This is a genomic window from Nostoc sp. (assembly GCF_036917155.1).
Lineage (GTDB): Bacteria > Cyanobacteriota > Cyanobacteriia > Cyanobacteriales > Nostocaceae > Nostoc.
The window spans coordinates 47,622-69,307 of sequence record NZ_JBALDZ010000024.1 but is presented as its reverse complement, the minus strand read 5'-3'; the positions used below and the strand labels follow the sequence as shown (position 1 = coordinate 69,307).

At 42.2% G+C, this 21,686-nt stretch carries 19 protein-coding genes; 12 read left to right on the top strand and 7 right to left on the bottom strand.

The window, feature by feature from the left end:
• The first annotated feature begins 65 nt into the window (after nt 1-65).
• The 5 genes from V7K67_RS03625 (at nt 66) to V7K67_RS03605 (ending at nt 4,916) form a co-directional block, all read left to right on the top strand.
• Nucleotides 66-1,037 carry a DUF362 domain-containing protein gene (locus V7K67_RS03625; protein ID WP_334730442.1) on the top strand — a complete coding sequence of 324 codons (972 nt, stop codon included), beginning with the start codon at nt 66-68 and terminating at the stop codon, nt 1,035-1,037.
• A gap of 1,018 nt (nt 1,038-2,055) precedes the next feature.
• Entirely contained in the window at nt 2,056-2,244 is a 189-nt protein-coding gene (locus tag V7K67_RS03620) for a hypothetical protein (protein WP_334709125.1), read from the top strand.
• Nucleotides 2,245-2,872: 628 nt separating this feature from the next.
• A complete protein-coding gene (locus V7K67_RS03615) occupies nt 2,873-3,385 on the top strand; it encodes an inorganic diphosphatase (protein WP_334709124.1) in 513 nt (170 codons plus the stop codon).
• Nucleotides 3,386-3,617: 232 nt separating this feature from the next.
• The gene (gene panD / locus V7K67_RS03610; RefSeq protein WP_334730441.1) at nt 3,618-4,001 is read left to right on the top strand and encodes an aspartate 1-decarboxylase; all 384 of its coding nucleotides are present in this window, start codon (nt 3,618-3,620) and stop codon (nt 3,999-4,001) included.
• A gap of 12 nt (nt 4,002-4,013) precedes the next feature.
• Nucleotides 4,014-4,916, top strand: a complete 903-nt coding sequence (locus tag V7K67_RS03605) for an MBL fold metallo-hydrolase (protein WP_335165280.1) — start codon at nt 4,014-4,016, stop codon at nt 4,914-4,916.
• Nucleotides 4,917-5,350: 434 nt separating this feature from the next.
• Here V7K67_RS03605 and V7K67_RS03600 read toward each other — a convergent pair whose 3' ends face one another.
• The 5 genes from V7K67_RS03600 to V7K67_RS03580 form a co-directional block, all read right to left on the bottom strand.
• Nucleotides 5,351-6,565, bottom strand: coding sequence for an HhoA/HhoB/HtrA family serine endopeptidase (locus V7K67_RS03600; protein ID WP_335165278.1), 1,215 nt, complete (start codon nt 6,563-6,565; stop codon nt 5,351-5,353).
• Nucleotides 6,566-6,642: 77 nt separating this feature from the next.
• Entirely contained in the window at nt 6,643-7,965 is a 1,323-nt protein-coding gene (locus V7K67_RS03595) for a D-alanyl-D-alanine carboxypeptidase (protein ID WP_334709120.1), read from the bottom strand.
• Nucleotides 7,966-8,833: 868 nt separating this feature from the next.
• Entirely contained in the window at nt 8,834-9,904 is a 1,071-nt protein-coding gene (locus V7K67_RS03590; RefSeq protein ID WP_334730439.1) for an LOG family protein, read from the bottom strand.
• A gap of 309 nt (nt 9,905-10,213) precedes the next feature.
• Nucleotides 10,214-11,983, bottom strand: coding sequence for a pentapeptide repeat-containing protein (locus V7K67_RS03585; RefSeq protein ID WP_335165275.1), 1,770 nt, complete (start codon nt 11,981-11,983; stop codon nt 10,214-10,216).
• A 122-nt stretch (nt 11,984-12,105) separates the two neighbouring features.
• Nucleotides 12,106-12,237: a hypothetical protein gene (locus tag V7K67_RS03580; protein ID WP_334730437.1), complete on the bottom strand. Its 132-nt coding sequence runs from the start codon at nt 12,235-12,237 to the stop codon at nt 12,106-12,108.
• A 522-nt stretch (nt 12,238-12,759) separates the two neighbouring features.
• Here V7K67_RS03580 and V7K67_RS03575 point away from each other — a divergent pair.
• The 4 genes from V7K67_RS03575 (at nt 12,760) to V7K67_RS03560 (ending at nt 17,121) form a co-directional block, all read left to right on the top strand.
• Nucleotides 12,760-15,777 (top strand): zinc-dependent metalloprotease, encoded by a 3,018-nt coding sequence (locus V7K67_RS03575; RefSeq protein WP_334730435.1) that lies wholly within the window; start codon nt 12,760-12,762, stop codon nt 15,775-15,777.
• A gap of 108 nt (nt 15,778-15,885) precedes the next feature.
• A complete protein-coding gene (locus tag V7K67_RS03570) occupies nt 15,886-16,305 on the top strand; it encodes a XisH family protein (RefSeq protein ID WP_334730434.1) in 420 nt (139 codons plus the stop codon).
• Entirely contained in the window at nt 16,293-16,628 is a 336-nt protein-coding gene (locus V7K67_RS03565; RefSeq protein WP_334711181.1) for a XisI protein, read from the top strand. The genes V7K67_RS03570 and V7K67_RS03565 overlap by 13 nt, the downstream gene beginning before the upstream one ends.
• A gap of 298 nt (nt 16,629-16,926) precedes the next feature.
• Nucleotides 16,927-17,121: a hypothetical protein gene (locus tag V7K67_RS03560; RefSeq protein WP_334730433.1), complete on the top strand. Its 195-nt coding sequence runs from the start codon at nt 16,927-16,929 to the stop codon at nt 17,119-17,121.
• Here V7K67_RS03560 and V7K67_RS03555 read toward each other — a convergent pair.
• The gene (locus V7K67_RS03555; RefSeq protein WP_334730432.1) at nt 17,101-17,835 is read right to left on the bottom strand and encodes a DUF1995 family protein; all 735 of its coding nucleotides are present in this window, start codon (nt 17,833-17,835) and stop codon (nt 17,101-17,103) included. The two genes, V7K67_RS03560 and V7K67_RS03555, sit on opposite strands and share 21 nt — an antisense overlap.
• A 373-nt stretch (nt 17,836-18,208) precedes the next feature.
• On the opposite strand from V7K67_RS03555, the gene V7K67_RS03550 reads away from it, so the two are divergent.
• Nucleotides 18,209-19,051 (top strand): DUF2382 domain-containing protein, encoded by an 843-nt coding sequence (locus V7K67_RS03550; RefSeq protein WP_334730430.1) that lies wholly within the window; start codon nt 18,209-18,211, stop codon nt 19,049-19,051.
• A 453-nt stretch (nt 19,052-19,504) separates the two neighbouring features.
• Nucleotides 19,505-20,416, top strand: a complete 912-nt coding sequence (locus V7K67_RS03545; protein ID WP_335165272.1) for a DUF2382 domain-containing protein — start codon at nt 19,505-19,507, stop codon at nt 20,414-20,416.
• A gap of 24 nt (nt 20,417-20,440) precedes the next feature.
• Here the strand turns inward: V7K67_RS03545 and V7K67_RS03540 are convergent, their stop codons facing one another.
• On the bottom strand, nt 20,441-20,584 hold the full coding sequence (locus V7K67_RS03540) for a hypothetical protein (RefSeq protein ID WP_335165270.1): 144 nt from the start codon (nt 20,582-20,584) through the stop codon (nt 20,441-20,443).
• 49 nt (nt 20,585-20,633) lie between these two features.
• Here V7K67_RS03540 and V7K67_RS03535 point away from each other — a divergent pair, with 49 nt between their 5' ends.
• Nucleotides 20,634-21,524 (top strand): YsnF/AvaK domain-containing protein, encoded by an 891-nt coding sequence (locus V7K67_RS03535; RefSeq protein WP_334730427.1) that lies wholly within the window; start codon nt 20,634-20,636, stop codon nt 21,522-21,524.
• The last annotated feature ends 162 nt before the right edge of the window (nt 21,525-21,686 follow it).

The following is a 21,686-nucleotide window of genomic DNA, read 5'->3' as shown; positions in this document are numbered from 1 at the left end:
TTATTCTCCTTGTCTCCCCCATCTCCCCCATCTCCCTCATCTCCCTCATCTCCCCCATCTATACTATGCAGACTCAAAAACCATCTGTCAGTCTCATTCGGGCTACATCTTACGAACGAGAAGCTTTACGAGAATCCTTAGTTACACTGCTGGAACCTTTGGGAGGAATGGCAGCGTTTGTGAAAAAAGGCGATCGCGTTTTACTCAAACCAAATCTACTTACAGGGTCGCGTCCTGGTAAAGAGTGTATCACCCGTGCCGAACTAGTTTACGAAGTTGCCCAGATGGTAATTGAGGTTGGCGGTAAGCCATTTTTGGGCGATAGTCCTGCTTTTGGCAGTGCCAAGGGCGTAGCAGTAGCAAACGGCTATCTGCCTATTTTAGAAGAACTGAATCTTCCCATTATCGATTTTCACGGTCAGCGTTACCAAACCATTAGTGACAATTTTAACCATCTGCGGCTGTCTAAAGAAGCAATGGAAGCAGACGTAGTGATTAACCTACCGAAAGTGAAATCACATACGCAGCTGACATTAACCCTGGGTGTAAAAAACTTATTTGGTTGTGTCCCTGGCAAAATGAAAGCTTGGTGGCACATGGAAGCTGGAAAAGACGCGAATAGATTTGGTGAAATGTTAGTAGAAACTGCCAGGGCAATTAACCCCAACTTAACCATATTAGATGGCATCATCGGTCATGAAGGTAATGGCCCCAGCAACGGTGAACCTCGCCAACTAGGTATTTTAGCAGCCGCATCAGATATATTTGCCTTAGATCGGGCAATGGTAGAAATCCTCAATGTTCCTCCTGAACAAGTACCCACAGTTGCAGCTTCCCAAAGGCTAGGAGTTTGTCCAGAACTGTCTGCCATAGAGTTTCCGCATTTAAATCCTGACTTATTAAAAATAGAAGATTGGCGACTACCAGACAATTTAATGCCCATTGATTTTGGTATGCCCCGCGTCATTAAATCTACGTTTAAGCATCTTTACACCCGATTTATCAAGGAACCAATGAGTGTTTATGGAAGGGAGTAGGGAGTGGGGAGATGAGGGAGATGGGGGAGATGGGGGAGACAAGGAGAATAACCATGCCCAATGCCCCATGCCCAATCCCCAATGCCCAATCCCCAATCTAATGCAAACTTCGTTACAGCAATTTCATTTATTAGCAAAGTAATCTGTAATTACCCTCCGATTGCTTAACCAGACCGCTTTATCATAGTTAGTGGCGGTTTTTTTAGCTGATTAATTTGTTACACAGTTTCTCGTATTAGATTTTGATTTATCCAAAAAGTTATACAGATTTAGGATCTGGAAATTAGAATTGGATATTTTGTTCAAATATGAGCAAAGTCTGGGGATAACCCTCTATGCCACTTTCTAAAATATTTTTTTACTCTACCTATGTATAGATTGACAAAATTGCTGTGATATTACATAGATTTGAAAATTTAAATTCTGAAATATTTGTTTAGTATTATCACTTAATCCATGCTGCACAACACAGTTGATGTATCTGTATTTATTCGGTAGTCATGATTGGTTACAAAAATCTTCCTCCCTATTTCTTCTCTAGTATTAAATATTGTTATGTATAACTACCATATAACAATCGAGGATACTGAATATTTATCAGTGCTTTTGCGGTTTTGTGTCCTGTATCACAAATTAGTAATTCCAGTAAAATGACCTTATCAAAGCCTTTACAGAGATGTTATACTCATGAAGTATCGGACAAATACATTTTGCTAATTAATCTTTAAGCAGCGAAAAAATGTAGTTTATGATGCTGTTAAAGTTAGTTTTGCGTATGCGAACCGTTACACCATACAGGTAAACATCTGAAAATATTCATCACAAAATAAAACATGATTTGTTGACTTGTAACTTGGTATTAATAATTTCATGTATAAAAACGCTATTATGACAGCTTTAAAACTGGTTTAGGTTGTAGAATGCTACACATTTTACAGTTTAAAAATAGCTAAAATAGCATCAAGACTCTCACTCAGAGAGTAGACCTACACAGTGTTACGAATAACTTCAATTTTGTATGAATTCAAATAGCCAGTCTGCCAATTCTGCCGACACATATTCCCAACGTTTGGCAGACATTGTGGGAACTGCGATCGCTCTGTTGACTCTTACCCTACCCGTATTTGTCATCGCCCACTATTCTTCAACTAATGTTCAAAATAACCAGCAACCCCTGATCCAAAACCTACAAGGAAGGAAAGATTGATAAAGCTCCCTGTAGCATTTCACCGGTAGGAAAGCTACAAAAAGGAGAAAACTGATTTTGAGACAACCTCTGTAGATGTGAATGTAGTTCGTCAGAAATAAGCTGAATCTGTATTGTGTAACTCCAGATTTCAGAAGTCTTGACACAATAGAGGCCAAAATACCTCTAACAGTAATCAAAGGCGGAGGATACCCATAATACCTTCTTGGAAAAAGCGTTGCGAGGAAACTTCACAACGCTTTTTCCATTTTTTGGCTAATTCAAGGGAATAGGTTACAGCTTAAAGTTTCGGGAGAAGAAACACCGGGCGATTAGAAATCGCGGCTACACAAACTTTCGTCCGCCTTTCCTTCTCTTCTTAGGCTGCGCCAACGGAACGCTACGCGAACGCGGACTCTCTGAAACCCGCGAAGGCGGGTTTAGTTTGTATAGCCCCAGACTTCTAGTCTGTTCGCGTAGCGGGCGATCCGCCAAAACGAGATGCTCCCAAAGTTTCTTCCCCAATCCCCAGTTCCCTATCCTCTGAAATGAATACCTTGGGAAGAGATCCATATTGCCCTAAAATTCTACACGGGGAGCGAAACTGACTGAGTGCCCCCATGATTCACTGTTATCAGAGGAGTTTTTTGTGGATTTATCTCGTATTCCTGCCCAACCGAAACCTGGTCTAATCAACGTTCTGATTGAAATTGCTGGCGGAAGTAAAAATAAATACGAATATGATAAGGAACTAGAAGCTTTTGCTCTAGACCGAGTACTTTCTTCCTCGGTACAATATCCTTATGACTACGGCTTTGTACCCAATACTTTGGCTGATGATGGCGATCCCCTCGATGGTATAGTCATAATTGACGAGCCGACCTTTCCAGGCTGTGTTATTGCCGCACGACCGATTGGCTTTTTGGAGATGATTGACGGTGGCGATCGCGATGAAAAAATCCTTTGTGTTCCTGACAAAGATCCGCGCTACGCTCAAGTAAGATCCCTGAAAGACATAGCACCACACCGCTTAGATGAAATTGCCGAATTTTTCCGTAGTTATAAAAATTTGGAAAAAAAGGTGACTGAAATTCTCGGTTGGCAAGATGTGGACAAGGTTGCAGCTTTAGTAGAAAAATCCATCAAAGCTTATAGAGGATAATAGAGGAGTTAGGAGTTAAGAGTTAAGAGTTAGGAGTGAGGAGTGAGGAGTTAGGAGTTAAGAGTTAGGAGTTAGGAGTTAGGAGTTAAGAGTTATGAATTTTTATTCCTAACTCCTTACTCCTAACTTCTCACTGTTCACTCCTCACTCCTAACTTCTCAGTGTTCACTCCTCACTTTGCTAACTTTCCCTTGTTACGGATTTGAAAATCTGCCACCAACCCCAAACCAGAATGCAGCGTACTCTCCTTTTGGCAAAAATTCATAACTGCACCCTCACAGGGGCGAATATCAACTATGTGGGTAGCATCAGCATCGATGAAATCCTTTTAGAAAAAGCTGGTATCTTACCTTATGAACAGGTGCAAGTAGTTAATAGTGCCAACGGTCAGCGCTTTATTACCTATGCGATCCCGGCTCCAGCCCATTCAGGAGTAATTGAGTTAAATGGGGGTGCGGCACGTCTAGGCATTATTGGCGATCGCTTGATTATAATGACTTACGGGCAGTTCACTCCAGAAGAGGCAAAAAGTTACTCTCCTACGGTAGTCATTGTGGACGAAAAAAACAGGTTGTTGGAAGTGCGGCGCTACGATGACCTGCTCAGTAAGGTCTAAATTTCAAGAAAAATGTCAAATTTTGAGTTGTCGGGTTCCCAAAGCTACATACCTGAAAAGTCTACTAGTCTGTCAAGTAGTCCAGCAGGTGAATTTCTCGTGCAATTCTGGGGTGTAAGAGGTTTAATTCCCACCCCAACTAGCGATACCAACCGTTATGGTGGTAATACTGCTTGTGTAGAAATGCAGGTAGCTGGAAAACGCTTGATTTTTGATGGTGGTACTGGCTTACGGATACTGGGTAAAACTTGGCAAGAACTACAACAGCCATTAGAAGCCCATTTATTTTTTACCAACTGCCAATCAAACCGAATTCAAGGGTTTCCCTTTTTTGCGCCTGCATTTATTGGAGAAAATTGCTTCCACATTTACGGCACAGCTGCCTCAAATGGAGCCTCTATCAAACAATGTCTGTACGATCAGATGCTCCAGCCACATTTTCCTTACCCTTTACAGGTAATGCAGTCGGAATTGCAGTTTTACAATTTGACTCCAGAAAGTGATGTGAAGTTAGATGATATCACTATTACAACTGCATTAATTAATCAAACTCAGCGGTCAGTTGGCTACCGAGTTACTTGGCAAGAGTATAATGTTGCTTACATCACGGATTTGCACCAGAATGCCGATCAAGTGGAGCGAGAGCGGATTTTAGAGTTTATTAAAGGCGTTGATTTGCTGATTGCCAATGCTACTTACGCTCCGCCGACATCTCACAACCATGACTCTGCTGATTTACTTTGGCAAGCTGCGGTGAATGCAGCTCTGAATGGTGGCGTTAAACAGCTAGCCATTTCTCATCATCACCCAGATGACCATGATGATTTTCTTGACCAGGTTCAAGTCGATATTAAATCTGCTTTTCCTCAAGCCATAATAGCCCATGAAGGTCTAGTATTACCTGTTGGTGAGTGATTTCTATTGGCACTTAAACTAACTAGTACAGCACGGTGTAAATAAACATACCATTTCAAATGGCGCAAGAGCTTGGAATACAATTCTTTTGACTTTTGACTTTTGACTTTTGACTTCCGCCTTGCGGTACTAGAGGAATGAGACTGCTGGTTTTGACCCCAAAATTCAAACGAGCATTTCGTAGGTTTGTGAAGCGAAATGCTGAACTCCAGCAACGCATTGAAGACACTCTTCAACAAATGGAAGCAGACGTATTTGCCCCAGCCTTAAGCGAATGGAATTGCCTGCGGCACACTGCGTGTAGCTTGCTTCTGTGCAGGAGTACGCGGCTACACTGGCATTGTCCGCCTCTGCAGACTAAGAAAAATTAAGAGTTTGAAACCCACGGAGGTGGGTTTTGTTTGTGTAGACGCGGTTTCTAACCGCCCTTTTAACTAAGAAGCATTTTGTAACTCAGCTGTGCGGACTGATATCTGCTGTGTCTGATTACCTCGTTGCACTTTCACCTGTAATATTTGACCAAGGCGACTGTCTTCCACAACATTCTGCAATTGTTCAGCACTGGTAATAGCTTTACCATCAACTTGCAGAATTACATCCCCGCGCCGGATACCCGCAGATGCCGCTGGAGAATTGGGGACAACTCGCATGACAAAAACACCATTAATTTCTGGTATCTGAATCGGAGAGTTGGGATCAGTGTTATTTTGCTTGGCAAGATCGGGTGTCAAAGTTAGCATTTGGACACCTAGATAGGGGTGAGCAACTTTGCCATCACGTTGTAGTTGCGCGGCGATCGCTTTGGCTTTATCAATAGGAATGGCAAACCCAATACCCATTGCATCAGGGCGAATGGCTGTGTTAATGCCAATTACTTCACCTTGACCATTTAATAGGGGCCCACCAGAGTTACCAGGGTTGATAGCGGCGTCTGTCTGAATAAAGTCTAAGCGTTTGTCACTAATGCCGACTTGGGCGCTAGAACGTTTGAGGGTACTGATAATTCCCAAGGTAACAGTGTTATCAAATCCCAAAGGATTACCAACTGCGATCGCCCAGTCTCCTACTTGTACATTATTAGAAGAACCCAAGGGCGCGACTGGTAAATCGTTACCAGCGTTAATCTTGACTACTGCCAAATCAGTGACTTCATCAATACCTTGAACTTTCCCTTCAAAGGTGCGGCCATCTTTGAGTCGGACTGTTACTTTATCAGCTTTATCGACTACATGAGCATTAGTCAGAACTAACCCGCTCTTGTCAATAATGAAACCTGAGCCTAAACCGCGTAACTGTTCAGAAGGCATCTGTTGAGGCAAGCTGTCACCAAAAAACCGACGGAAAAAGGGGTCTTCAAAAAATGGATCAGCGCGACGAGTAATTGTCCGTTCAGTATCAATACGGACAACTGCTGAACCAACACGATTCACTGCTGCTGTCACAAAGCTAGTACTACCGATGGCAGCACTAGCTGGTGATTGCCGTTGAGCAATGAGGTTTGAAGTATCAAGAGCAGTTACCGTGGGTGCTGGCTCGGCTTGGGAGGGTAATACCTGCAAAGTGCTAACGGTTAGCAGAACTCCTAGCGCGATCGCAAACAGATAAGTACTGAGTTGACGTAGAGACCGAGATATTTGGGGAAATCGCATAATCACAACCTAACCTATAAGCCTAATTGTTGCTTAGTCGTGACAAATCTATATACAGTTATTTTTACCAAGATCAACTAACTTTTGAACAAGATTTCATTGCGACTGGTTGCACCTAGCTGGGGTAAAGAGTTGATAGCTGAGTGGGGAGTGATGGCAGCAGGAACGCCTAGAGGTAGTTGTAATTGTTTGACAACACTTTGCAGTAGTTGATCTTGTCCAGTACGGAAACCCCAGACATTTGTCCCACGGTTGATAATCGCAAACCAAACCAAACCGCGATCGCGTGTGGGCATCACTCCCGCCAAAGCGCTCACATCCCGGAGAGTACCAGTTTTGATCACAGTAGCAAGGGGAAGGTGTCTGGAGTGTACTGTCCCCCGATGATCAAATCCAGACATGGCGAACAAGTCAGCCAGATTCAGTTGATGGGCAGATGCTTCAATTTGAATAGCCATCAGCATGGCACAAACAGCCCTGGGGGAAATGCGATTTTGCGGGCCTAGTCCAGAACCATTGATTAACTGAATTTCCGCTTGTGGCACTCTCGCAAGGCTAGCAGCAGTTGATTGTACTACAGCCGCTCCTCCCACTGACTCTGCCAGCATCTCTGCCATATCGTTGTTACTGTAAACATTCATTTCCTTGAGCAGTTGTTTCAAGGGCAATGAGCGATGACGCAGTAATAGAGTTTGTTGAGGATTTGGTTGCGCCTCAACTTTCACCGTACCCGCAATTACAACTTGAGGCTTGGGCGTTCCCTTGGGCATGATTGAGTATGTGTACATGGCGGGGCGGCCCCAAGTCGCACGATTTAGCGTTTGCTTGAGCATCATACCCGCCAGCATCGGCTGACGTTGGAAATTCATAGCAAAACTGCCACTAATGATCAAATTTCCCTTAACCTGCTTGATGCCCATTTGATTGAGAGTATTACCAAGAGCGATCGCTTCTTCCCAAACAAACAAAGGATCGCCACGGCCAGCAACGACCAAATCGCCCTGGACAACCCCATTTACCACTGGGCCAGTGACGCTTACCAAAGTATCAAATTGGTAATCTGGCCCCCAAGTTTTCAAAGCAACTAAAGAAGTGGCAATTTTGGTTAAAGAAGCAGCCGGTAGAGGAGTCGTACCTTGGTGATTTGCCATCAGCATCGGCCCCGACTGCATCCAAATTCCCTGACTCTCAGCCAGATTTTGCGCTACCACTTTTGATGTGATGAGCTTTTTCAGATATTCCTGCACCGTAGTTGCTCCCGCTGGATTTGGATCAGGGGCAAGAACTAAGCCAGGGCTACTTTGCCAAGTCAAAGCATCTAAGGCATCTAGAGGCTTGATTTGTACCCCAGCCATTTCCAGCCAAAGCGACACCAAACCTGAACCCAATAATTCCAGCATCTTTTATTCCTCTTTCAGGATTTGAAACGTTGTTTACTGTGCTAATATACAAGTTTTTTTAAGACAATCAGTATTGAGTCATAATAACTGGTGTTTTTCTCATCTGTAAGTAGGTTCAGGAGTGCTGAGTAACCCCATAGATAAATCTAGGGGATTGAAGTCAGGACGCATTATTTCTTGTTGCACTCTCCACTCGAAATAAATATGCATTTGTTTTTCCATACCGTCATGCTGGGGCTAGCCTGCGGGTTCCGCTTTGCGGTACAGACCTTTTGTGCTGAGTGCGATTATTACTTTTTTTACTCTAAGCCGAGTTACTCAGCACTCAGCACTGTTTCGGTGATTCAAAATTCTCTCTCTTGCATTTTTTAACGCATTGCGGAAGTCCCCACCCTCAACGTACACGCACAACCCGCATTTCTCACTCTTCAGTAGGGGCGGGTTAACAGATATGATCCATCATTCATGAATGTCTCGCTTAACCCGCCCCTACGACCTCTGCACTTCAGTTTGATAAATCTGGTGAGAAATCCGGGACAAGTGGGGATAGGGAGCGGGGGATGTTCGCAAAGCGTCACGAAGTGAGGATTGCATCTGATATTTGTTTTTGCACAGCAAAAACAAATATCAGATGGATGACGAATCCTACTTGTTTTTCTGGTAGGATATTAAATGTCTTGACCACCAATGCCGTAAGCGAAAACCAAGCTGATAGGTAAGTGTCGCAAGAGAAAGATTTGGGTCTTGGGAATCAGGACTCCTGACAAGAGGAGGGAATGTCAGACTTTCTAGTACTACGAAGACAAGAGAGGCTATTCCCGATGAATTGGGAGAGCTATGTCCGTCTTACGGCAGGGTAGTTCACTACTTACTTCCTTTCTGGATGCGCTGCATCCTCTGGTGAAGGAGTACCCATCTGATTAATTGTGGCAATCATCTGATACAAGCGCCCTAAGTCGCGTTGATTGAAATACAAAATCAGGCGGGGTAGTCCAACAGTTTCATCTTGGGCTTCTTGAGGTAACGCCTGACTTTTTTCAATCCGTCCTTGAATAATAATGTTGCTAAAATCAGCATTGAGTCGCTCTACAAGTGCGTCTGATATATCTGTCTTCAAGCGGATGACTAACTTATCGCCTACATATCGAGAGGAGTGATAAACCTGGTAAAAATGGGTGATAGCGTTGCAAGCCACATCCAGGTTGTCTGTCACCGTGTAAAGGCTGGGGTCTTCAGGGCTGATCAGACCATTTTGTACTAATTGCTGATCAATATATTCACTCCAAGAGCGCCAGTAATCACCACCAGGATGGTCAATTAAAACTAGAGGTACTGGGCCAAATTTACCATTTTGGCTTAATGTCATACATTCAAAAGCTTCATCTTGAGTGCCAAAGCCTCCCGGAAACAAGGCCACAGCATCACTTTCTTTGAGAAGAAACAGCTTGCGGGTAAAGAAATATTTGAAGTTAATTAGCTTGGGATCACCCTCTATAAATGGGTTTGCTTCCTGTTCAAAGGGTAGCTGAATGTTTAATCCAAAGGAATTTTCTCGCCCAGCCCCTTCATGACCCGCTTGCATGATTCCACCACCACCGCCAGTCATGACCATAAATCCTAATTGCGAAATGGCACGAGCAAACTCAAGGGCCATTTGGTACTCTGGTGTATCTGGCGCTAGACGAGCAGAACCGAAGATGGTGACTTTGCGAACGTGTCGATAATCATAAAAAAGCTGGAAACCGCGCTCCATATCTGCTAAAGCAGCCGACAAGATTTTCCAATCGAGACGCTCAATTTCGGTATCAGCAAGACGAATAATAGTAGCAAGTGCTTGCTGAATAAATTGCCGATTTTTTAATGTCGGTAAACGAGCGATCAATTCAGCGATATCCGCCTGTAAAGACTCTAATGTGTCAAACGACGCAGATGAGGTCATGAGAACTGCTGCAACAATGGCACTATATTTTACGTGAACTACTCACACTCTAGCAAGCAGGCGATCGCCCTCTGATATAGAGTTAGCAAACTCAGAACTGGCTTTGAGATAGTATTACTGATTACTCAAACTTCTGCCTGGTTTGCGATAAACGCTTGTTCATTCGCTGGAACTCTTGTAATTACTGGTTATTTAGAGTCTAGTGTAAAATTTGGGTGTGGGAAGAATAACGAACCGCAGAGGCGCAGAGGACACGGAGGAAGAGAAAAGGCGATCGCATAAAGCTTGTCTTTTACCTTTCCCCTTGTCTCAATTCAGCCCCAGTTCTTCTTTTAACGCCTCTGGTACATTAACTGCTGTCTCTAATCCCCGCACACCTTCCCACTGCTGTTTTTTACCCCAGATCATTTCTTCTAGATTGGCGTCGCTGAGGTCTGCACCACCCAGAATGGCATAGCTGAGATTGCTATAGCTCAGATCCGCACCATTGAGAATAGCACCACTGAGGTTACTGCCGCTGAGGTTAGCACTCTTAAGGTTGGCATAGCTGAGGTCTGTACCGAACAGGATGGCGTCGGTGAGGTCAGCACCACTGAGGTCGGCGTCGTTGAGAATCACGCCGCTGAGGTCGGCTTCGTTGAGAATTACCCGACTGAGGTCTACACCGCTGAGGTCGGCACCTAAGAACATGGCACCGTTAAGTCTGGCATTGTTAAGTTTGGCACCGTTAAGTTTGGCGTAGCTGAGGTCTGCGGCAATAAGGATGGCATCACTCAGGTTGGTACTGAAAAGAATTGTGTCGCTGAGGTTAGTACCGTTGAGGATGGCATGACTCAAGTCAGCACCACTGAGGTCGGCGCGGCAAAGGTCGGCATGGCTAAGGTTGACGCTGCTAAGGTTAGCTTCACTCAGATTCGCACCAAAAAGGATGGCGTTACTTAAGTCAGCATGGCTGAGGTTGCTGCTGCTAATGTCGGCGCGACTGAGGTCGGCGCGGTTGAGGTCGGCGCGGCTAAGGTTGGTACTGCTGAGGTCGGCGCGGTTGAGGTCGGCGCGGCTAAGATTGGCATAGCTAAGATTAGCACCGCTAAGGTTTGTGCTGCTGAGGTCGGCACCACTAAGGTTAGCACCGCTGAGGTTGGCACCGCTGAGGTTGGCATCACCAAGGTTAGCACCGCTAAGGTTGGCACCACTAAGGTTGACGCCAGTTAAGTTGGCATCGCCGAGATAAGCAAGGCTAAGATCAGCACCGCTAAAGTCTGCCCCGGTGAGGTTAGCATCACCCAGGTAAGCACTCCGAAAGTTGCCGCCTTTGAGGAATTGCCCGACTATACTGCTAAAGTTGCCAATTTCCAGCGCATCGCTATAGTTGATAATCCGCAGTAGTTGGGATGTGAAAAAATTGTCTGTGTCTGGTTGATCTGATGGATAGAAGGTGATTTTTTGTTTGAGTTCATCTCGCCCTTGGGCGTAGCGGTGTAACTCTAACAGTAAAATCAGTACGTTCAGCCCTGTATATATGTCTACCTGTCTCAACCCGATCGCAATATTTTGTGCTGCCAACTTTAACTTTGTTTTCTGAGGCAGGTTATCATCTGCTATCCCATCGATAAATTCTCCCTGACACCAGCGACGATAAAAATCTTCTAGCCGCCAGAAAAGTAGTTCTAGGTGAATTTTTTTACCAGTCACAATCAATTCCATTAGTTGGCTGACTATTTCTGGTTTCAAGGCACTATTGCCCAATAAATCATAAATCTCTTTATGCATCTGGCGATCGCACACTCTAAAACAAAATCCAGAGGGTAAAGTGCCCAATGTGCGATCGTCGATCTGAGAAGTCAAACCGCTGTCTGGTATTGTCCATTTTTCTAAGCTTTCTTGTAGTCTTGAAGAGTATAAATATTCCTGTAAATTATCTTGAGTAAACTTAACGCTTTTGTCTGGTTCTTTAATACTTTTTCCTAGAGGTAAAACTGCTTCGGTTTCTGGCGATGTGGTCTTTGGCATTTCTTGCAACCTTGTACTTCTCACATAATTTCTCAGCAATTGCCAGACTTGAGATAAATATGTTGACATTTCTGTGTCCGTTGTTACATTTAAATTACTGTTTTGATAATCCTGAATTAAAAATTTTTCTATGCTAGTTTGCTTTTCATTGCCAAAAATTAATAGTATAAATAAATACTATAGTAAAAAAATCATAAGTTGGCGATGTCTACAGCGGATAACTTCTTGTGAATTTGCCAACGGACTTTCTGGAGGACAGTTTCTCGCTTACCTGTAGTCGCTTTCAGATGCTTCTCCTGATGTAAATAAAGTGTTAGCTTCAAAATCCTTTCAAAAATCAAGTAATTTCCATGCTTTGGTTAATTTGTTATACTTTCTTCTCAAGAAATTTACTAGTCTGATGTAAAAATAATACTTACTGTTTATTGGAGACACAATTGTTAGGAAAAATCCTACACTAAAACAGCACAACAAAGCTGAAAAATGGCAACTAAAATTTCAGTCAAACGATTTTGGATTTACCCTGACCACAAGGATACAGGGGTTGATGATTTTGGATTGACGATAGCTTTGCATTAGCGAGTCGGATGTTATGCACAGTTGCTAATCCTTCTCTGGGAGAGGTTGCACGAATACTATCGAGGGTCACGAAGGCCTTTTTGATTGACCCTGACTACAAGGATCGAAGCAGTACCAAAAAACTTTTTTAATCCAAAATCCAAAATTGGCATAGTCAAAAGTTAGCTGCTTAATATAAAGCAGCTAAGAGAATCGGTAGAGTGCAGGCTGCATAGTTTGCAAAAGTTAAAAATTAACTGCGGGATAGTTATTAGGGAATGAATGGGATGAACAAACTAACTTTTTATATAATTTTGTTACATGGTTTGTTTTTAGGAGTAGCAACGGCTAGCGCTAAGTCACCCTATATTAACAGAGTGGATACAGAGTTATCAGCTAACCATAAGGTTGTAAAAGGCGTGATTAAAGTCAAAGGTGAAGAAAAATCTAATAGTCAGTTAACGATAGAAACTTCTTCAACTAAAATCTCAGCTTTATCACTAAATAATATCGATATTTCTCAGAAACAGAAGCTACCGCCAGGGCAAGTTTGGGTAGTCAATCAAAATAAACACGTACAGACCCAACCATTTATTTGGGTGGTAAAAGATCCGAAAAAAGCAGCACAGCAACCATTTTTGCAAGTTGCAAAACCCCCAGAAAAACCGAATGCAAAGCCTAATTCTAGTGCTAAACCAGCAGCAAAGGATGATTTAGAGCCATTCAACGAAGTAACTAAAAATACCCAAAAGTCAGTGGGATTGTTCACCCTTTATCGTAATAAAGAAAAGAATAAGATCTATTTAGAAATTAAGCCAGAGCAACTTAATAAAAATTACCTAGCTACAGCAACCTTGGAATCAGGCATTGGCGAACGGGGTATTTATAGTGGTATGCCTCTGCAAGATTTTTTGTTTTATTTCCAACGGGTGGATGATAAACTACATTTTGTGATCCGCAATGTGAATTTTCGTACTCGTGAGGGAGATCCCCAGGTGCGGTCGCTGATGCGATCTTTTAGTGACTCTGTTCTCTACACCGTTTCCATTAAAAGCATTCATCCAGAACGCAAAACTATTCTCATTGACTTGGGAGATTTGTTACTCACAGACTTAGCTGGATTATCTGTAAGTTTAGGAGTCCCAGGAAGCACAGACCAATCCTATTTTGGTAATGCGAAAGCCTTTCCCCAAAACTTAGAAGTTGAATCAGTTTTGAATTTCTCTGGTAGTGTTGACCACAATAGTGAAGTGGCAAGCTTTGCATCCCTAGCTGACAACCGTGGTTTTACCCTACGCGTCCACTACAGTCTCTCCCAACTACCCGATCAAGATTATCGACCGCGCCTTGCTGATGATCGCGTCGGCTATTTCATCACCGCCTACCAAGATTTATCCAAAGACGACGATCGCGGCGATTCTTTTGTCCGCTATATAAATCGCTGGCATTTGGAAAAAGAAGATCCGAAAGCAGTCATTTCTCGTCCCAAAAAACCAATTGTTTTCTGGATTGATAACGCTGTGCCCTTAGAGTACCGCGATGCGATGAAAGAAGGCGTTCTCATGTGGAATAAAGCTTTTCTCAAAGCTGGATTCAAGGATGCAATTGAAGTCCGCCAAATGCCCGATGATGCTACCTGGGACCCGGCAGATATTCGTTACAACACAATTCGCTGGATTAACACAGTAGATGGTTATTTTGCAATGGGGCCATCCCGTGTTAATCCATTGACAGGGGAAATTTTAGATGCAGACATTCTCGTAGATGCTAGCTTTGTACGGGCACTCAAAAATGAGTATCGTAAAATTGTCCAACCCAGTCAAACAGAAAATCGCACTACCCTATCAGCTTTGATGCAAAATCGTCTACTTTGCGCCAATGGTTTAGATGCGAAAAACAATGGTGCTGCCCAAAAGATGCCAGGACAACAGGGGTTGTTGAGTCGTTTATCAAAAATGGCAGGCGAGTACGATTTATGCTATGGCATGGAAGCTGCTAACCAGTTTGCCTTTGGTTCACTGGCAATGTCACTACTGCCAGATACCATAGCTACTCCCGACCAGGTGAAAGAATATATCCATCAATATTTGCGTTTAATCATCGCTCACGAAGTTGGACATACTCTTGGTTTACGTCATAACTTCCGTGGTAGTACACTGCTACCACCCCAGGAGATGAATAATACGGAAATTACTAAAACTAAAGGTCTGACAAGTTCCGTAATGGACTATATTCCCCCAAATATTGCCCCTCAAGGTACAAAACAAGGAGATTATTTTCCTAGTATGGTAGGGCCTTATGATGAATGGGCAATTAAGTACGGCTATACACCAATTCAGACATCAACTCCCATAGCGGAAAAGCCTATTTTAGAAGAAATTGCTGCACAATCCTACAAGCCAGAGTTGAGTTATTCCACAGATGAAGATGTGTATGACCTTGACCCAACTGCTGATGCTTGGGATAACAGTAGCAATGTGCTGCTTTATTCTCAGTGGCAGTTGAATAATGCGCGGGTGATGTGGGAACGTCTCGATAAACGTTTCCCTATAGCTGGTGATAGTTACAGCGATGTGAGCGAACGTTTTAGCACCGTATTAGGTAACTATTTTCAGCAAATATATTACACCACAAAATACATCGGGGGACAGTCTTTCTATCGCATTCACCCTAGTGAGATACCCTCTGGAGTTACCCAACACCGATTACCATTTGAAGCAGTGCCAGTTGAAGAACAGCGCCAAGCTTTAGATACACTACAAAAGTATGTGTTTGCCGAAGATGCCCTGAACTTTTCACCAGAACTACTGAATAAATTAGCGCCTTCCCGTTGGCGACATTGGGGCACTTCTGTGCAAGTTGGCCGTTTAGATTTTCCAATTCATGACTTAGTGCTATTTATGCAGGGTTCTGTGTTACGAGATTTACTCTCAGGCGATCGCCTTTCTCGTCTCAAGGATATTGAACTCAAAACTCCCGAAGGAAAAGCACTGACTCTACCAGAACTATTTGACACTTTGCAGTCAGGTATTTGGACGGAAGTCATCAAACCAAAAGGTAAACTGATGAAAATTACCAGTTTGCGGCGAGGCTTGCAGCGCCAATATCTGGACATTTTAACGGCTATGGTATTGCGGAAAGAAAGTGTTCCAGAAGATGCTCGGACTTTAGCTTGGTATAAACTCAAACAGCTTGATGAGAAACTTAAAGGGGTTAATTCCGAGGATGAGTATACCAAAGCGCACTTACTAGAAACGCGCGATCGCATCGAGAAAGTTTTAAATGCACCGTTGCAAGGGAATTAAAAAAGTTAGGAGTAAGTCCTGTAACAGTAAAATTCCTTACTCCTCTTCTTTTTCCCTAATTCTGGCAAAATATATTTAGAATACTCATACAGGCTGAAAAAACAGTTTATGTCAGCTAGAGATAAATTTCACAATGTTGTGAAATTGGCATTACAAAAAGACGGGTGGCGAATTACTCATGACCCTTTGCTAATTCGCATAGAAAATATTACCGATATGTACATCGACTTGGGAGCAGAGAGAATTATTGCGGCAGAAAGAGAGGGACAAATAATAGCGGTTGAAGTTAAAAGTTTTATCGGTACTTCAACTATTTCTGAGTTTCATACTGCGGTGGGACAATTTATTAATTATCGATATGCATTGGAAGAGATAGATTCTGAGCGAGTTTTATATTTAGCAGTACCCTTAAACACTTATAACGATTTTTTAAATAAACCATTTATTAAAACCATTATCCAGCGAAGTCAAATCAATCTGATAGTTTATGATGTGGAAACGGAGGAAATTACCCGATGGCAGATTTAGAGAAATATCGGGAGTGCATTCGGAAATTAATTACAGAATATGCTCAACTTGCTTCATCTAATAATGAAATTGAAGCTCAAACAATTTTTGATGTAGAACAAGACCATTACCAACTGATATATATTGGTTGGCAAAATAGACGTAGGGTTTTTGGCCCTGTGATGCATTTTGATATTAAAAACGGCAAGATTTGGATTCAGTGGAATGGCACAGAAGCGGATGTGGGTGAGCAACTTATGGCGATGGGAATACCAAAAAACGATATTGTAGTTGGATTTCACCCGCCTTACATTCGGCAGTATACAGATTATGCGGTGGGATAACGACAAACTCACAGACTCCAAAAACCCCCTTGAATCGTCCTCCATTCTGAGTGCAAGCGCTGTTTAGTCCACTGTTAACTACTCTCGATCAACCCAGTATTGTGGTTTACGCTTGTAGTTGACTGACAGCACACTCAATATCATGTAGGGTACTTATATTCATGAACATCAAGCTCTTTACTCAACTAGTTCAAATATACAACTACTACTAAATAGACATCTCCAAAAAATAATGTAGAGACGTAGCACTGCTACGTCTCTACAAGGGTTCTGGGTAACGCATATTTAATTTGTGGAGATGTCCAATAAACTCATCCATCCTAGCCAAGCAAATGCTCCGATTCATAAAGTAGATAAATTTGACAAAATTGCAGAATCAGCACTGCAAACACCCGAAGGCTCAGATCCCCGACTTCTTCAAGAAGTCGGGGATCTTTTTGTTCATAACTCCTGCAAAGATTGCTATATTATCCTAACTACTCAACGCCTTTAAAAACCGTTGTAAACTCTTAAACACACTGGGCTTTCTCACAGGTGTCGCGTCTGTTATTATTTGCGGTTGTCCTTTTAAAAGAATCAGATCCAAATCATCACCCGATGGTTTTGTGGGTAACTCGGCAATTCTTTGATATTCGCCACCGGTTTCTAGCCAAACTTCCCACTGTCCTGGGTAGCAGCGATATAAAGCACTTTGATCGTCTATGGGGCGTAGATAATAACAGGGTTCAATAGTATTGGTGAAACGCTCACGAGTTTTTCTGGCTGCATAACCAATGCCCACAACCCCAGAATCTTCTAAACGGGGATTTAACAAAACTAAAGGGCGATCGCCTATTACTTCACACAACTTTTCCAACTGCGGCACTTCTACGGCAGTGGGGGCAATGAATAAGAAAATTTCATCCTCTGGCTGAATTTTTGTTTGCAAGGAAGCAGCCCTACCCGTACCAATATCCAAAATTTGAAATGGTGCATCTGCCCAATCACGACGGGCTAGGGCCGCTGCGCCAGCGTCAGCAAAGAAAATCTTCAAACGGGAATCATAATCTGTAAACACAGGCAAAAACTGTTCCGCCACCGGCATATACTTCAGTTCTGGGAACAAAAACTCAACTTGCAGGCGAGTACAGCCATCTGCAAGGGCAGTTTGGACGGCTACACGAGATTGGGCGATCGCATCTTCAAGACTATTTGGAAGTTCACTCATAATCTGCATGGTTCTCTAGTGTCTACTCCCATTGTTTCAGTATTGGCTCTTAATTAGCAGGACTTACGCAGGCGATATCGTCCAATCCCCTGAAAATGTAGGAAGGATTTTATCAACAGCGCAGGTGAGAAATTTGCTTGTCGCCATTGTGCGATCGCCTCGACTAGTTGAGAAAATATTTGATACCAGTATATTGGCTGGTTTTTATAACTTTAGTTATATCTCTATTGATTGTTAATAGTGTTTAGCTGAAGTATTCCCCTAATATAAATCATCAAATAATTCGATTAAAATCAGTCGCCAGCAGGATGAGACTTAGCACAATATTTTTTACACTAACAAATAGACCCTATACACAAATTAGGAGCAGCTTATGCCTATTCACAAACTTGAACATTTTGACCCAAGTTATCGAGAAACCTTTGGCGGAGACGATATTAAAGCGCTGGATCTTTATACTGAGGGAGGAGATAAAGTTGGATCGGTAGCTGATGTTTTAGTTGATGATGATGGTCATTTCCGGTATTTAATTATTGATATCAGCTTAGATTTGGTTAGCAAGAAAATATTACTACCAATTGGTCTTACCCGGATCAATTATCCAGAAAGACGCGTCTATGTTGATGGGTTAAGTAGACAGGAAATAGATGATTTACCCGATCACAAAGAAGACACGATCGTTAATGATGATTACGAAGAAAAGGTACGTAGTGTATTTCGTTCTCCAAGCAGCAGTTTAACTTCTGATCGTGATACCTATAATTACCAAAAAGAACCAGCTTTATACAGTTTAAAAGATAACTCCGATCAAACTTTTAGACTTTATGAAGAACGATTAATTGCCAATAAACACCGCATCAAAACCGGAGAAGTAACAGTTGGGAAGCACATTGAAACAGACATTGCACACCTTACAGTACCTATTCAAAAAGAACGAGTTCTGATTGAGCGAGTTGTGCCAACAGAAGCAGGTAAAGTTGTAGATCCCAATGAACTTAGGTTTCAAGAAGGGGAAGTAGCACGCATAGAAGTATACGAAGAAACGCCTGAGATACATAAAGAAGCTTTTGTGCGTGAAGAAGTTCGGATCAAGAAAGTAGTAGAACGGGATATTGTAGAAACACAAGATACTATTCGTCGAGAAGAGTTAGATGTTGATACGGTGGGTGATTTACATGTGCAAGAAAATGGTATCAATGCACATGAAGCTATTTAATTAGCTAGTTCATAAATTTGTTTAGTAGGTTTACCTGAAATAATCATACAGGCAAAGTTAATTTTTAATTATGCCTGTGTATTTCTTATGAAATAAGTCATCGAACAGAAATATTTACACATTAGGTTTTACGCTAAATAAGGGTTTCAGGTCGAAATTTATGTAATTAATTTTGTCTTACTACTTAATAAAATTCCTGACTTATAGCGTTTCCCGATCTAGTACAACACGGCGTAAATAAACCACCCATTCAAAATCAATGAAACGCTTACGCTGTTTGAATTTTGAATTTTGAATTCCGCCTTGCGGTACTAGTTAGCTATGCTAAGAAAAAATATCTATAACTTTTGATTATTGAAGTCTGAAAATAATTCATTCGCCAGAAAGAGGTACAAAAATCAATAAATGTCTATCTTATTAAGAGATGAGAAAAAATATTTGAGGTTAAAGATAATGGTTCTTTACAAGCTAGAAGATTTTGAGCCTAACTATCAAGATAATTTTGATGGTCATGACATTAAAGGTCTGGGTGTCTATACACAAGGGACTGATGAAAAAATTGGTACTGTCAGCGATGTTTTAGTTGATGAAGAAGGTCATTTTCGCTATCTAGTAGTTGACTTAGGCTTCTGGATTTTTGGTAAGAAAGTATTACTACCACTTGGCCGCGCCCGTATCGACTATAACGTTGATCGCGTATACACAGTTGGTTTGACTAGAGAACAAGCTGAAGATTTACCTGAGTTTAATGAACGTCAAACCCTTGATTACGACTATGAAGAACGGGTACGTGGGGTATATCGCCAACCCACAGACTATAGTCCTGTAGGTGCTTCAGCAGCATTAGACCCTTTAGCAACACCAGCAGCATTAGACCCTTTAGCACCACCTGTAGCACCATTGGCTACAACTCCCACTTACGCTCGTGATAGCTACACTTACGAAAATGAGCCTTCTTTGTACGGGTTAAATGAGCAAGATCATCAAACTCTAAGATTGTATGAAGAGCGGCTGATTGCCAGTAAACGACGCCAAAAAACTGGAGAAGTAACTATTGGCAAACATGTTGAGACTGATACTGCACGAGTTGCAGTGCCAGTAGAAAGAGAACGAGTTGTGATTGAACGTGTAACTCCAGCAGATGCGGGTACGGCTGTTTCTGGGCGTGAAGCAGACTTCCGTGAAGGCGAAGTTGCTCGCATAGAAATCCACGAAGAAACTGCTGATGTTCGCAAAGAAGCATTTTTACGTGAAGAAGTCAGAGTTAGAAAAGTGGTCGATCAAGACACAGTTGAAACTCAAGAAACCGTGCGTCGTGAAGAGTTAGATGTCAATTCTGGTAATCTTCCAGTTGAAGAGCGCTAACTAAATATAGTCATTAGTCAATAACTAATGACTAGTAATTAATTCTACACAGTGCAGGTGAGGCTGTTGAATTAGCTTTACCTGTGCTTGCAATAGCAAATATTGCTCTAGATATGGGTTAGATAAATGCAGCGATCGCAAACATTTTCTAAATAGTATCCAGAGCATTAATAGATTTTAATTTAGCTAATTAGAAAGCAGTTCGTAAACTTTGCAGATGAATAGCCAACAGATGGCAAGAAATATTGTACAGGTAAACGGTAACTCTCGCATTAGCTCCTCTCTGGCAGATTTAAAACAGAGGGTGAATAATTTTGCTGTGTTTGATAAGCAAGGTCAGCTAGTAGGAGTAGTTCATGATTTAATTGTGGATGCTCATCGTCGGCTCAACTTAGTTATATCTAAGCAGGCAAATCAACAAACTGTAGAATATGGTCAGCAGTTAGCTGATAAACATCCTTCTTTATTTCGGTTGCAGAGCCAGAGAATAAAACAAATCGACAAGCCAACTAAATCTGTTTTCATAGACTTAAACAAATCAGAAATTGAGTATATGCCTGAATATTTAGAAACACAAACACCAGGCGATAGTAACTCAACTGAGCAAGTAGCTAATAATCAAATTATCAATAGCCCAGTTGAACCAGTAAATTTAGAACAGGTTACTGAAGAACAGATTATTCGTCTACTAGAAGAACGGCTAGTTGTTGAAAGCAGTAAGCGTAAAGTCGGTGAGGTAATTGTTCGCAAAGTAATTGAAACCCGGATGGTACAAGTTCCTGTCCGGCGTGAAATGCTGATTGTGGAACAAATTAGCCCAGAACACAAACAACTTGCAGAAATTGATTTAGGACAAGGAGAAATTACTGGCGTTGATTTGACCGAAGTAGAAAGACTTGAGGTTACACATTTTGACAACGGTTTAACGGTAAGCGGCGAATTTAGCTCGCCTAAAATTGCTAATTTATTGCTGAATGCGATCGCACTAGAGCGAAATCACGGCTGTAAACAGGTGCGTATTACCATTGCTGTTGAAGATGAGTCACACCAGAAAAAATACCAAGAGTGGTTTGACCGCTGTTCTAAAGGTCAATCCCTAAAGCCATAACAATAAGTTTCTAGCAGATAAATTAGTAGGGTGGGCAATGTCCACCCTATTTTTTTGCTGATTTAAGAAAACAAAGGTGAAGTTTCCATTCCCTTGCGGGTAAGTTTAACTGGGAATTGGGAATTGGGGATTGAAATCCCAAGCAAATCTTAAAATAATTTC

Bases quoted from the DNA above. Each gene is read 5' to 3' on its own strand.
- V7K67_RS03625 (WP_334730442.1), top strand. From the start codon at position 66: ATGCAGACTCAAAAACCATCTGTCAGTCTCATTCGGGCTACATCTTAC.
- V7K67_RS03620 (WP_334709125.1), top strand. From the start codon at position 2,056: ATGAATTCAAATAGCCAGTCTGCCAATTCTGCCGACACATATTCCCAA.
- panD (WP_334730441.1), top strand. From the start codon at position 3,618: ATGCAGCGTACTCTCCTTTTGGCAAAAATTCATAACTGCACCCTCACA.
- V7K67_RS03605 (WP_335165280.1), top strand. From the start codon at position 4,014: ATGTCAAATTTTGAGTTGTCGGGTTCCCAAAGCTACATACCTGAAAAG.
- V7K67_RS03600 (WP_335165278.1), bottom strand. From the start codon at position 6,565: ATGCGATTTCCCCAAATATCTCGGTCTCTACGTCAACTCAGTACTTAT.
- V7K67_RS03595 (WP_334709120.1), bottom strand. From the start codon at position 7,965: ATGCTGGAATTATTGGGTTCAGGTTTGGTGTCGCTTTGGCTGGAAATG.
- V7K67_RS03590 (WP_334730439.1), bottom strand. From the start codon at position 9,904: ATGACCTCATCTGCGTCGTTTGACACATTAGAGTCTTTACAGGCGGAT.
- V7K67_RS03585 (WP_335165275.1), bottom strand. From the start codon at position 11,983: ATGTCAACATATTTATCTCAAGTCTGGCAATTGCTGAGAAATTATGTG.
- V7K67_RS03575 (WP_334730435.1), top strand. From the start codon at position 12,760: ATGAACAAACTAACTTTTTATATAATTTTGTTACATGGTTTGTTTTTA.
- V7K67_RS03570 (WP_334730434.1), top strand. From the start codon at position 15,886: ATGTCAGCTAGAGATAAATTTCACAATGTTGTGAAATTGGCATTACAA.
- V7K67_RS03565 (WP_334711181.1), top strand. From the start codon at position 16,293: ATGGCAGATTTAGAGAAATATCGGGAGTGCATTCGGAAATTAATTACA.
- V7K67_RS03560 (WP_334730433.1), top strand. From the start codon at position 16,927: ATGTCCAATAAACTCATCCATCCTAGCCAAGCAAATGCTCCGATTCAT.
- V7K67_RS03555 (WP_334730432.1), bottom strand. From the start codon at position 17,835: ATGAGTGAACTTCCAAATAGTCTTGAAGATGCGATCGCCCAATCTCGT.
- V7K67_RS03550 (WP_334730430.1), top strand. From the start codon at position 18,209: ATGCCTATTCACAAACTTGAACATTTTGACCCAAGTTATCGAGAAACC.
- V7K67_RS03545 (WP_335165272.1), top strand. From the start codon at position 19,505: ATGGTTCTTTACAAGCTAGAAGATTTTGAGCCTAACTATCAAGATAAT.
- V7K67_RS03540 (WP_335165270.1), bottom strand. From the start codon at position 20,584: ATGCTCTGGATACTATTTAGAAAATGTTTGCGATCGCTGCATTTATCT.
- V7K67_RS03535 (WP_334730427.1), top strand. From the start codon at position 20,634: ATGAATAGCCAACAGATGGCAAGAAATATTGTACAGGTAAACGGTAAC.